The 13,363-nt window shown below is 31.5% G+C and carries 9 protein-coding genes; all 9 read right to left on the bottom strand.

Features of this window, described 5'->3' with window-relative positions:
• Positions 1 to 2: 2 nt before the first annotated feature.
• On the bottom strand, positions 3 to 1,994 hold the full coding sequence (locus OA85_RS15965) for a DUF3857 domain-containing protein (protein ID WP_039110838.1): 1,992 nt from the start codon (positions 1,992 to 1,994) through the stop codon (positions 3 to 5).
• A 4-nt stretch (positions 1,995 to 1,998) separates the two neighbouring features.
• Positions 1,999 to 4,023 (bottom strand): DUF3857 domain-containing protein, encoded by a 2,025-nt coding sequence (locus OA85_RS15960; RefSeq protein ID WP_039110837.1) that lies wholly within the window; start codon positions 4,021 to 4,023, stop codon positions 1,999 to 2,001.
• Positions 4,024 to 4,029: 6 nt separating this feature from the next.
• Complete coding sequence (locus tag OA85_RS15955) at positions 4,030 to 6,036, bottom strand: DUF3857 domain-containing protein (protein WP_039110836.1); 2,007 nt, start codon at positions 6,034 to 6,036, stop codon at positions 4,030 to 4,032.
• Between the two features lie 4 nt (positions 6,037 to 6,040).
• A complete protein-coding gene (locus OA85_RS15950; protein WP_039110835.1) occupies positions 6,041 to 7,951 on the bottom strand; it encodes a DUF3857 domain-containing protein in 1,911 nt (636 codons plus the stop codon).
• A 47-nt stretch (positions 7,952 to 7,998) separates the two neighbouring features.
• Positions 7,999 to 8,451: a D-aminoacyl-tRNA deacylase gene (dtd, locus tag OA85_RS15945; protein ID WP_039110834.1), complete on the bottom strand. Its 453-nt coding sequence runs from the start codon at positions 8,449 to 8,451 to the stop codon at positions 7,999 to 8,001.
• A gap of 43 nt (positions 8,452 to 8,494) precedes the next feature.
• Positions 8,495 to 9,472 carry a ribosome small subunit-dependent GTPase A gene (rsgA, locus tag OA85_RS15940; protein ID WP_039110833.1) on the bottom strand — a complete coding sequence of 326 codons (978 nt, stop codon included), beginning with the start codon at positions 9,470 to 9,472 and terminating at the stop codon, positions 8,495 to 8,497.
• A 90-nt stretch (positions 9,473 to 9,562) separates the two neighbouring features.
• Entirely contained in the window at positions 9,563 to 11,215 is a 1,653-nt protein-coding gene (locus tag OA85_RS15935; RefSeq protein WP_039110832.1) for a hypothetical protein, read from the bottom strand.
• 105 nt (positions 11,216 to 11,320) lie between these two features.
• Positions 11,321 to 12,403 (bottom strand): bifunctional 3-deoxy-7-phosphoheptulonate synthase/chorismate mutase type II, encoded by a 1,083-nt coding sequence (locus OA85_RS15930; protein WP_039110831.1) that lies wholly within the window; start codon positions 12,401 to 12,403, stop codon positions 11,321 to 11,323.
• A gap of 87 nt (positions 12,404 to 12,490) precedes the next feature.
• Positions 12,491 to 13,348 (bottom strand): prephenate dehydrogenase, encoded by an 858-nt coding sequence (locus tag OA85_RS15925; RefSeq protein ID WP_039110830.1) that lies wholly within the window; start codon positions 13,346 to 13,348, stop codon positions 12,491 to 12,493.
• Positions 13,349 to 13,363: the final 15 nt, after the last annotated feature.

Below are 13,363 nucleotides of genomic sequence, written 5' to 3'. Positions count from 1 at the left end.
TATTATAGTTTTTTAAGTACTATTTTTTCGTTTTGTTTATCGATAATTTTTTGAAAGAATTCTTTTAAATCATAATAATAATCTGCAGGTAAAATGGCAGCATTAATTTCTCTTGTAATTATGATTTGAATTCTATTTTCTTCAACCTTTGTATTAATTGTAAATAATACTATTTTATCTTCCGTTGCAATTTTCATTGCTTTTGGAATAGATTCCACTATATATCCTTCCGGGATTTCTATATTTATATTATATTTATCTTGCTTTGGATAACCAAAATAAATTGGCATCATCCTTTTTTCCTGAAGAAATGGATTTTTCGTTAAAGCAAAAAACAACATGGGATTAATAAACATTTTATTACCTATTGTTTCACAATGATTATCTGATGTAAAAGTAAAAGTTTCCAAGACAGGTTTTGAGAAATCTGTGTCTTTATTTTCTATCACATAGTTACTAATTTGGATTCCATCCAAATCATTTTCTAATTTTTCTAGATAATTTTCTTTATTGATTTGCGTATTTTTTTCTCTAAAACTATACGCCTCATAATCCTTCTTTTGAGCCCTAAACTTTCCAGACACAGTCCCCTTATCATCAATTTTCACCATTAAATTATAGTTTTTATTTGATGCTAAATTTGGCACCATATTAACTTCTTGTGATGTTCCATCAGGTTTAATAAGTCGCCCTGTCCCGTTTAAGGTATTCAATGGCAAAATATTCTGTGTAGTATATTTATGTGTTGCATCTAATAGAATTTGCTTCCCTTCTATTTCAGCTGCAGCAATTACATAATTAAAAACTGTCCTGTTAGGAAATGCAGGAACTCCATGTTCTATCGTACTTATCAAAACCGGACTAGCATTTATCCCTGCAAAGTTTAGCATTGCTATTAAAATAAAATTTATTTCGGCTACATTTCCTGTTTTATCAGCGTATGCCTTTTTCACTCCTTTTTGGGTATAAAAACCATATTCCCCATCCCAGTTCATTTTTGATTTTACAAATTTAAAAATGATATCTAATTTTTCCTCTTCAGAAACAGCGCTTTTGAGTATCATCTTAATATCCTGAATAAGATACATACGTTCATTCAATTCTTTTCCGAAACTTTCGTTTTCAAAAATAGTTTTAGCAACTCCCTCCCAAGTTATTGAATAATCTTTAACTGGTTGATCAGGAAAGCGCGTTCTTTCTAATTCATTATAAATGGACGATCTGTAATTTTCAATATTGTCAATATATTCCTCTTCTTTAAGTGCAGGAATATTTTCAGCAAGATAAACACTGTTAATTTGCTTGTAACTAATAGATGCCGATTGGTTGTATTTATTTTCGAAACTCTGAGAACCATTTACATATTTTGCTTCTGCCTTAATCTTCACATAGCCCGTCAAAATTGGTTTGTAAATAAAATATTCCGGAATATCTGTTTCATATTCGGCATAATTCACCGGAATATCATATTGCATTTTAAATTTAGGAAACTTAACAATTGCTTCTGATTTTAAAAGATACTTAAACTCTATTACGGAACCCACTTTAACATTGGGCATAGTAATGGAAGCTTCATTCCAATATTCATTCACATTTTTTTTGAAAGTGCCTTCATTGTTTAATTTCGTTTTAACAATATTACCATTTTCAAGATTATAAGTTACACAATTTGAAAATTTAACCGATTCATCTTTCATCTCTTCATAACCAACATAATACGGAACCTCAAAATTTGCCCAACTAAGTCCTTCTTTTTTATAAATTTTGATTCTGTAGATGTATTCATGATTTACTGTGAATCCACTTGTCGAATTATAACTAAAAAAAGTTCTTGCTTTTTTAAATAAAATGGCCGCAACTGCAGTAGAATCTTCAGCATGAAATTTTTCTAGGAGTTCTTTAGTAGAAACTTTTCCTAACTCAAAATTTTGTGCACTACTTTTTGTAACACACAAAACAAAAAACAAAAAAATTGCAACTTTAACAATTTTCATTTAATTATACTTTTTTAAGTACTATTTTTTCATTTTGTTTGTCAATCATTTTCTGAAAGAATTCTTTTAAAGCAGTATAATAATCCGCTGGAACTATTGCTGTGTTAATATCTGAAGTAATTGAAATTTGGATTTTATTTCCAGTAGCTCCAATAACATATTTATATGTTCCAATGTTATCTGGCGTAGCAATATTCATTGAAACAGGTAAAGATTCTACAGCATAACCTTCTGGTATTTCTATCATAATATTATACTTATTCTCTATAGGATAACCAAAATCAACTGGATATGCTCTTACTTCCTGCTTAAAAGGATTTACTTTAGTTGACAAAAACAATAATGGAGCTATATAGATTTTTCCATTTATGCTTTCAAAATCTTTGGAATCTTTAAAAGTATATGTTTCAAGAATTGGCTTTGCCAAGTTCAAATCATTTTCTCTAACATAATCCGTTATTTCAATAGCATTGTTTTTGTTTTCTAATTCTTCCAGGTAATTATCTTTACTAGTTATTATGTTTTTTTGTCTAAAATAAAGCGCCTCATGATCGGTAAGTTGCTTTCTTACTTTCCCGGTAATAACACCATTACTATTAATAACAAAACTAGTATTTATGATTTCTTTCGAAAGTATTTTTGGCGTCAAGTCTACTTCTACAGATGTTCTATCTTTTCTAATTAGCCTCCCAAACCAGTTCAGATCTCTTAATGGCAAAACATTAGGTAACGAATACTTCTCAGTTGCATCCAATAAAACTAAACCATCTTGTATTTCTACAGCTGCAATTACATAATCAAAAGCTGTTCTATTAGGAAATAATGCAACTCCGTTAGCGCGTGTACTTAACAATACCGGATTAGCATTGATTCCAGCATAACGCAGCATAGCAGCTAGCATAAGATTAATTTCGGCTACATTTCCTGTTTTATCTTTATATGCTTTTTTCACACCGTCATTACAAGAATAACCATAATAATCATTCCATTTTACACTAGATTTAACGTAATTAAAAATAGCTTCTATTTTTTCTTCTTGGGTATTCAACCCTTTGATTAAAGCATTTATATCATCTTCAAAATAACCTGTTTTATCCAATTCTGGCCCAAAATCATCATACTCATAAATTGTCTTTACTACTGATTTCCAATCGGTCGAATAGGGTTTCAAAGGCTGATTAGGGTATTGTGTCATTGATAATTCCTGCACCAAACTTGATGTGTAATTATCAATATTATTTACAAAAGATTCTTCATTCATCGCCGGTAAATTCTCTGTCAAATAAGTGGTTCTGGTTTCTTCGTATTCTAGCGCACTTTCATAAAATGATGTATTGACATTACTAGAGCTTGTTCCAGCTTGTTTACTTTCCATATCCAAAAATTTAATTGTTTTTGGTTTTTTCTCTACCGTTACTTTTGGAAAAATAAATCCTTTTTGATTGGCATTATAAATAAAATATTGTGGAATAAAAGTCCTGTACTCTGAATAATTTACCGGAATTGTCGTCTGGAAACTATACTCTCTCGGCATTCCAATACTCAATGATCGAATTGTATACTGAAATTCTATTACAGACCCTTCTTTTACATTTGGCATTGTTATCTTTTTCTGCCCCCAAAATCTATTGATGGTCTCATCAAATGTTCCGTCACTTTTCAATTTCGTTTTCTCAATTTTTCCATCCAGTAAATTGTATGTTACAGCATCCGTAAAGGATACATTCTCTTTAGAATTATTTCCTAAATAGTAACGCACTTTTTGATTTGCCCAATCATATCCTTCTTTTTTATAAATCTTAACCCTGGTTTTCACTTCAGTTATCATTACAAAACCCTCATTTTTAGTATATTCAAGACTCATCTTTCCTTTTTTGAATAATATCGCCGCTACTGCCGAAGGGTCTTTAGGATGTTCTTTTTCTTCTAATTCCGCAATCGAAACTTTACCCAATTCAAAATTTTGTGCTTTGGCATTTGAAAAGGAAACCAAAAACAATACGATAAACAGTGTTTTTTTGAATGACATATGCTACTATATTTTTGTTAGAACTATTTTTTCGTTTTCTTTTGTGATCATGCCCTGATAGTATTCTTTTAACATTGAATAATATTCAGATGAAATAATCGGTGTATTTATTTGATTTGTTATTACTAACTGAATTGTTTTCTCAGATAAATTGGTCATGAATTTAAAACTACCTAAATTATCCTGCATGTTAAGAACAGTAGGCACTGGAATTGTTTCTACTTTATATCCGTCCGGAATTTGAATATTAATACTGTATTTATCAATAAACGGAAATCCATAATCTATAGGATATTCTCTATTTTCTTGCTTGAAGGGGTTTTGTTCTTCTGTAAGAAATAACATTGGATTTATATAAATTTTGCCTCCAATTCCCTCACAAAGATTAGAACCTGAAAAAGAAAAGGTTTCTGTTACAGGTAATTTCAACTCTTTTTCATTTACTCTTGAATATTCTTTTATTTCTATCTTTTCATTATCATTTTCCAGTTTTTCCAGATAAGTATCATCTTTTATGTTATCAATATTTTTCCTAAAAATCATAGCATTGTGATCCGTTCTCTGGCGTCTTAATTTCCCTGAAACTTGCCCATTGGCATCAACTGTATAATTCATCATTACTGTATTATTTGATGCGATTTTTGGCATTAAATCTACCTCTTCGGATGTACCATCTTTTCGTATCAACCTTCCCTCCCAGTTTAATGCTCTAAAAGGCAATACGTTTGGTATCGAAAATGCATCCGACGCATCCAATAATATCAATCCATTTGGAGTTTCTACTGCGGCAATAACATAATTAAAAGCTGTTCTATTAGGAAAAATTGCAATTCCATTAGAACGTGTGCTAACTAAAACTGGATTCGCAATCAATCCAGCATAACGCAACATAGCCGTTAACATTAAATTGATTTCGGCTACATTTCCTGTTTTATCTTTATAGGCTTTTTTAACTCCATCATTACAAGAATAGCCATAGTAATCATTCCATTTTACAATAGTTTTTACATAATTTAATAGTGCTGTTATTTTTTCTTCCGGAGTATCTAATCCTGCAATTATAGGTTTTATATCCGCTTCAAAATAACTGGTTTTATTCAATTCAGGTCCAAAATCTTCATAATCATAAATGGTCTTCACCACCGCATTCCAATCCGATGAAAAAGGTTTCATAGGCTCGTTTGGATAATGCGTCATAGACAGCTCCTGCTCTAAACTAGCTACATAATTATTTATATTATTAACAAACGCTTCTTCTTTGATTGCTGGTAAATTCTCCGCTAAATAAGTCGTTTTGGTTTCTATGTAATCAAACTTGGTATTAGTATTTAATGAAGGACATATATCACATTCCTTCTCTTTTTTATTTAAAAATATTTGTTTGTTATTTCTTTCAGATGTTATTTTTGGAGTAATAAATCCTTTGAATTGACTATTGTAAATAAAATATTCGGGTACAAAAGTCTTATATTCTGAATAATTGACCGGTACACTAGTTTGAAAATTCCAATCTCTAAGTGAGCCTACATTTGAAGATTTAACATTGTACTCGTACTCTATCACAGAACCCACTTTTACATTAGGCATTGTGATTTTCTTTTTATCCCAATATTTATTTATATTTTCCTGAAACGCTCCCTCACTTTTTAATTTTGTTTTTTCGATTTTTCCGGCTACTAGATTATATGTTACAGCATCCGAAATAACAACACTTTCTTTCGAAGAACCTATTCTAAAATGTATTTCTTGATTTGCCCAATCATACCCTTCTTTTTTATAAATTTTTATACGAACAGCTACTTTAGTGACTACCGTAAAACCTGCATCATTTGAATATTCAAAACTAGTTTCTCCTTTTTTAAATAATATTGCTGCAACAGCTGCCGTGTCTTTCGGATGAACTTTTTGCTGAAGCTCTTCTATTGAAACTTTCCCTAGTTTAAAATCTTGTGCATTAGCATTATAAAAAAACAGAGTGAAAAATAAAATAATGGTTAGTTCATTACATTTCATAGTTTTACATGGTTTTGGTTAAAATAATTTTAGCATTGTCATTTCTGGAAATCTGTTCCATAAAAAGACGGTATTCATCGTACTCTTTGTTAGAATAAAATCCTTTTTTCAAGAACATGGTACGCTTATAAACAAGATTAGCAGCATCTTTCTTGATGATTTCAGTTTTGTATTCTCCAAACTTCGTTTTCAATTCAAAATTACTCGGTAGAAATTCAATAGAAAACCCTGAAGGCAAACTAATCTCGATTTCATCTCCATCTACATATCCTCTTTGAATTTCAAATGGATTTTTCCGATTTCGGATTCGTTTTACATTTCCTGTAATTTGGTTATACCCATTGACCACAAACATTATCTTATTTCCTGAAACACTTCCATAATTAACGGCACTAATTTCAGCATTTTCAGTAAAACTGACCTTTTCCTTATCGTTAGTAAATGTTATTTTATCAATTTTTAAATTATTGATATTATCCCAATATTTTTTATAATGCGCTTCTTTATCTGTAGGCTGAAAATTCTCTATAGCTGCTTTTTGATTGTATTGTGACCCTTCTGAGACAATAATTATTTTCCCTAAAAAATTTCCCGTTTGCGATAAAGAAAATTTTCCTTTACTGATTTGGGTATTGTCTTTGTCTTGATAAATTTTAGTTCGCACAATTTCTCCTCCTTCTGGCTTCATAATTAAAACATCTCTATCGTCAGTAAAGGTTCCTTGATAACCAAAAGGTGTGTCCTGACTAGTACATTCCAGCCAAATATAATTATCCCCATTAGGAATCGATAAAATCATATGATTGCCTTGCATGGATACAAAATCAGGCTCAATATTTCGTTTGCGAGGACTTCCGTATAAAATAGTATTGTATGATGGTACATCAACTGCATTAAGAAGTGCTTTTGTATAATTAGTCAATGCTTTACAGTCACCATATCCTAATCGATCAACATCAGCAGCTAACATTGGTTTCCACCCTCCGATTCCAATACTGATATTTACATATCGCGATTTTTGCTGCACATAATTATAAATCAATTTTGCTTTCTTTATTGGATCTTTTTCGTCCCCAACAAGCGCTTTCATTTTTAATTTGGTTTCTTCAGATAATTCGGTTGTTCCTGATAAAATTTTATCGGAATACCATTGCCCGAAAGTAGCCCAGGTTTTAGCGTTTCCATCTACATTTTCAAGATGAAAATTTTCTAAACCCATCATTACTTTTGGAAAAATAGTAGTAAACCCAGGACTGTAATCTTCTTCTTTTTGAGCAGTAATATTAGTGGCGGTATAAGAAAGTTGCGTGGATGAATCTACCGTTTTATTAATTTTAAAATTAGAAAAATTAGATTCCATCTTTTTAAAACCAAGAGTAGAAGGATAATTTACATTTAAAACACTTTTTTCAACACTTACAAAGTAATCACTTAAGGGATACCATTGTGGAATAAAAGCAGTGTTTGAACTTTCTACTTCGCTTTCATAAATTATGGTAAAGGGATATTGGATAGGTGTGTAATCCAAATAAATAATACGGTCGTCAGAGAAAAGCGTACTTCCGCTCACTGCACTTTGATCTTTGAAATCTTTCCTTTTTATTTTTTTAATTTCAATACCAAAACCATCAAAGACTAATGCTTCTATATTTTTTACTGAGGACGTTTTGCTATAGTATTCTGTCGCTTCAATTTCGCCAATGCCCTTTTCATTTAGAACGGTAACTACTCTTTTGGTTTTGATATTCATATTCCTTTGAGACGAAATAGTAATATCAATTTGATTCAAACGAACTACCGCATTTGCATTTTCTTTGAGGCTATCAGCGATAGATAGCGTATTATATTCGCTTTTTTGTGCAAGAAGTAATGTAGAAGAAAACAACAATAGAAAACAAGTAAATTTAAATTGCATAGATTACATTTTTCTCAAATTTATAAGAAAAATTCGGCAAAAAAAATTTATTCTCTATTTTTACTGTCAATTTGTATCGTTACAGGCCCATCATTTAACAAAAGCACCTTCATATCCGCACCAAAAACACCTGTTTGAACTTTCTTCTCCAACTCTATTTCCAGACGTTTTACAAAATTTTCATACAATGGAATGGCAACTTCTGGTTTTGAGGCTTTAATATAGGAAGGGCGATTGCCTTTTTTAGTAGAAGCATGAAGTGTAAACTGACTTACCACAATTATATCACCGTCAATATCTTTTACGGATAAATTCATCACATTGTTTTCATCTCCAAAAATTCGCAGGTTTACGATTTTAGCAACCAACCAGTTACTATCTTCTTGCGTGTCACTATCTTCAATTCCAACTAAAACCAATAAGCCTTTTTGGATATTGGCAACAATTTTTTCATCAATAGTTACAGAAGCGGAGGAGACTCTTTGAATTACAACTTTCATTTTTTTATTCTATAAAAAACAGACGCGATAAATCGCGTCTCTATTATTCTCTTGTTTTATCACTAATTATTCTGTCTTCATTATGAATATCCGTACGATAATGTTCATCGTCACCTTCGAGAATTTTAAGGTAACTTCTATAACGGGACCATGCAATTTCATCTCTTTCTAATGCAGCTTTAATGGCGCAATGCGGTTCCTCTTTATGCAAGCAATTATTAAACTTACACTGTTCTTTCAATTTGAAAAACTCAGGAAAATAACCACTCACTTCTTCTTTTTCCATATCTACAATCCCAAAACCTTTGATACCCGGCGTATCGATGATTCTGGCATTAAATGATAAATCATACATTTCTGCAAAAGTCGTCGTGTGTTGTCCCTGCTTACTTGCTTCAGAAATTGTTTTTGTTTTTAGATGCAAAGAAGGTTCCATTGCATTTACCAAAGTTGATTTTCCCACTCCAGAGTGTCCTGAAAACATACTCACTTTACCAATCATCATTTCCTTCAACTCTTCGATTCCTTTCATTTCAGTAGAAGAAACGCGTAAACATTTGTATCCAATTTCTTGGTATACATGCTGCATATACAATTGCTCATCAAGAGTAGCATCGTCAAAAGTATCTATTTTATTAAAAACCAATATCGTTTCAATTCCATACGCTTCGGCAGTAACCAGAAAACGGTCAATAAAATTAAAAGTCGTAGGTGGATTATTTATGGTAACCAACAAGAAAACCCGATCAATATTTGAGGCAATAATATGCATTTGATGCGATAAATTCACTGATTTTCGAACGATATAGTTCTTCCTGTCGTGAATTTTATGGATGGTTCCCGTAACAGTATCTGATGTTTCCTCGAGTTCATAATCCACTACATCACCCACAGCAATAGGATTGGTGCTTTTGATTCCTTTTATTCGGAATTTCCCTTTCATACGGCATTCGATAAAATCACCTTGTTCGGATTTTACGGTGTACCAACTTCCTGTAGATTTGTATACTAGTCCTGTCATGGTGCAAAGATAAAATTTTAAAGTTTATGCCCGTTTATTGATAGGAGTTAAGTTTATAAAAAAAGCTGCCTTGATTCAGGCAGCTTTTTTTTAATTTAAAATCATTCTTCCTAATTTATCTTCGGACTTCCTTGAAGCATAAATTAAAAATTCTTTTTCATTTTTTCTATAAAAAATTCCAGGCCTCATAACCAATTCATTTTTTATAGCCTCTTCCGGATCCTTCCTTGTTATTATCCCTTTATTATCAAAAACAAAAAGTGTTGGTACTGAATTATTATAATTCCCCAATGATTTGATTTCTTCGATATCAGTAATTCCCTTATTCTTTTTATTATCATTAAAAATGATATTCAATTGTCCATCTTTATAAATTGGAATTCCACTTAAATATTCTGGGCCTTTTCCCATAACAGTTAATGGAATAGAAACACCCGCACTTACATTAAAATTCCCGTTTCCACCTGTACCAAAAAAGCCTAAAGACAATACTGTAACCGCAGCCGATTGATCTTTTGCAACCACATTACTCCAATCTAGAGATCCATCAGGTTTTAGACATGTAACAATCATTTCGTTAGTAATATAAGTTATTGGGGTAAAACCTAGTGGCCCAAAACCTTGTGTTTGTCCTACAATAACCATTCTATATTCCGACAAAACAATAAGTCCACCGTCATTTTTTTCTATTATTGAATGAATCTCGTATAAAGGTTTAACATCTTTTCCTTTTTTAGCTCTTCGCTCTCCAAGTAATTTAACTTTGGTTTCATAGTCAAATTCATTGAATTTAAGGTTATCATTTACGTTAGTAGCCAAATTTATAGTAGCATTATATACCCCTTTCAACTCTTTATTCGCTTTACCATTCTCTCTCACACTAGAGTAAAAACCAACTATTTGCAATGTGTTTTTATTAGTTGACAACATTTTACAATTGATGATCTCCTTGTCTTTTACATCAATATTTACAACCTCTTTTTTATATTTATTTTCATTTTTAAAAATATGGAGTTCAAATTTTTCAATCTTTTCTTTCTTTTTAGAATCTCTATATCCTTCATTTACAATCAAGAATACATCATTTTTAAAATTTACATCAAAATCAGAAATTGTAAACTGGTAATCTTTTTTGGAATCATCATAAGACACTTTATTTTCAGTAGCAAAATTTACATTCAAAGAATCGTCAAACAATTTAATTTCATATTTCATCGCATCTTCCTTTTCGAATAATGCAGTATGCATAACCAATAATTTATTTTCATCAGGAGATTGTTTAAAATAGAAACCTCCTCTGTCTGAACTTTTTGCTACCTGAGATTCAAACATGGTCACCATTTTATTACTTAAAACGCCATCTTCAGAAAACTCGATTCCGACTAGATTGAAAATTTTTTCTTTTCGTTTATAAACACTTCCAATAACATATATTCTATCATTTAAAATTGTTATTTCCTCAAAACCTATTTCTTTATCATCCAGCTCAGGTAAAACTATCGGTTTATTAGATAACAACTTCATTTCCTTTGACGAAAAAATTTTTAAGAAATATTCTTTTTTTCCTTTTAAACCTAATGCGTAAATTTTATTATTGGCTTCTCCAATAATTTTAATAATTTTTCCCTTTTCTTCTGTGATTTCCTCACCATAAGAAATCCCAATGTTTTCAATTTTGTATTGAGAATAGCCTGTTAGACAAAACATAAAAAATGCAAAAAAAAGTAGTAATTGTTTTTTCATAAAATTAAAGGTTAGATTGTTAAAATTTCACACAATAATACAAAAAAAACCTACAAATAAATTGTAGGTTTTAATAAATAAAAATAATTAATCTTATTTAGCTAATTAAGAGTTCAATATTTTTTCTTGGTGACCAATACTTTCTTGGTGGATGTTTTTGAATAATTTAACTATAAATTCTTCTGTCAATCCTTTTTTTCCACCTTCCAAAATCATTTTCTCTTGGATTTCATTCCAACGATTGTTTTGCAATACTGCAACGTTTGCGTCTTTTTTCACTTGACCAATTTCGTCAGCAACTTTCATACGCTTTCCTAACAATTCCAATAAATTAGCATCCAAAACATCGATATTCGCTCTCAATTTTGTCATTTTATTCGTAAATTCATCCGATGCATCGTCATGTTTTCTCACTTTCAAATCTTTGAAAATTTGTTTCAAAGCGTCAGGTGTTACTTGTTGTGCTGCATCACTCCAAGCATTGTCTGGATCAGTATGCGTTTCGATAATCATACCGTCATAATTCAAATCCAACGCTTCTTGAGTCACTTCAAGAATCATATCACGGTTTCCTGTAATATGAGATGGATCAATGATTAATGGTAAATCAGGGAATTTGTTTTGCAATTCGATAGCAATCTGCCATTCTGGAATGTTTCTGTATTTTGTTTTTTCGTATGTAGAAAAACCTCTATGAATAACTCCTAAATTCTTGATTCCAGCTGCATATAAACGCTCTACTCCACCTAACCATAAAGCCATATCTGGATTTACAGGGTTTTTAATCAATACAATTTTATCAGTACCTTTTAATGTATCAGCAATCTCTTGAACCGCAAATGGATTTGCAGTTGTACGAGCACCAACCCATAACACATCAATATCATGTTCCAAAGCCAATTTACAGTGAGCAGCAGTTGCTACTTCAGTTCCCATTAGTAAACCTGTTTCTGCTTTTGCTTTTTGCAACCATTTCAATCCTATTTCCCCAACACCTTCAAATCCTCCTGGACGTGTTCTTGGTTTCCAAATTCCTGCTCTAAAAACACTCACATCTGAATCTTTCAATTCATGTGCAATTTTCAATACTTGTTCTTCTGTTTCAGCACTACAAGGTCCTGCGATAACAAATGGATGAGTCAAATTGAATTCATTCAACCAATTTCTCATTTCTTTCTTGTTTTCCATCTTTTCTAATTTTTACTTTTTTTTATTTTATTCTGTGTTGTTCTCTTTAACTGTAACCTGCTCCCTAAGTTTCGGGATAAATGCTGATTACTTTTTTATATTTATTCCGTTTAATATTTCTTTTATTTTATTCACACTTTGCATTTCATTGTAAATCGCATCGTAATCTTCCTTTTCTAATAATTCCTTAAACTTTAATAAATTAGAAATGTATTCATCCAATGTTTTTACTACTTGTTTCCTGTTTTGTTTAAAAATAGGCGTCCACATTGCCGGTGAACTTTTGGCTAAACGAACTGTACTTTCAAAACCAGAACCTGCCATATCAAAAATATCCTGCTCGTCTTTCTCTTTATTAATTACCGTTTTCCCAAGCATAAATGCACTGATATGCGATAAGTGCGACACATAAGCAATGTGTTTGTCATGCGATTTTGGATCCATATAACGAATTCTCATTCCCATAGCTGTAAAAAGTTGCAACGCTTTTTCCTGTAATTTGAAAGTCGTTTTCTCCACCTCACAAATGATATTCGTTTTCCCTTGAAACAATCCTTTTATCGCTGCCGATGGTCCTGAGAACTCCGTCCCAGCAATAGGATGTGTTGCAATAAAATTTCTTCTCTTAGGATGATTGGCAACCGCTTCGCAAATAGGCGTCTTTGTCGAGCCCACTTCAAAAACAATCGTACTATCACCAATAACATCCAATACTTTTGGCAAAACAGTCAATGCAACATCAACCGGAACAGAAACGATTACAAAATCTGCTTCTTTTAAATCATCAAAAGTCGCACCAGCATCAACAACTCCTAAAGCAATTGCTTCCGCCAAATGGCTTTCGTTGTTATCAATCCCATATATTTTGGCTTCCGGATACAGTGTTTTAATGTCCAATACCATCGAACCACCAATCAACCCTATTCCTATTACGTGTATATTCATATTTTATATTATTTG

Source organism: Flavobacterium sp. AED, from assembly GCF_000812945.1.
Lineage (GTDB): Bacteria > Bacteroidota > Bacteroidia > Flavobacteriales > Flavobacteriaceae > Flavobacterium.
This window is presented reverse-complemented; position numbering and strand designations above follow the sequence as displayed.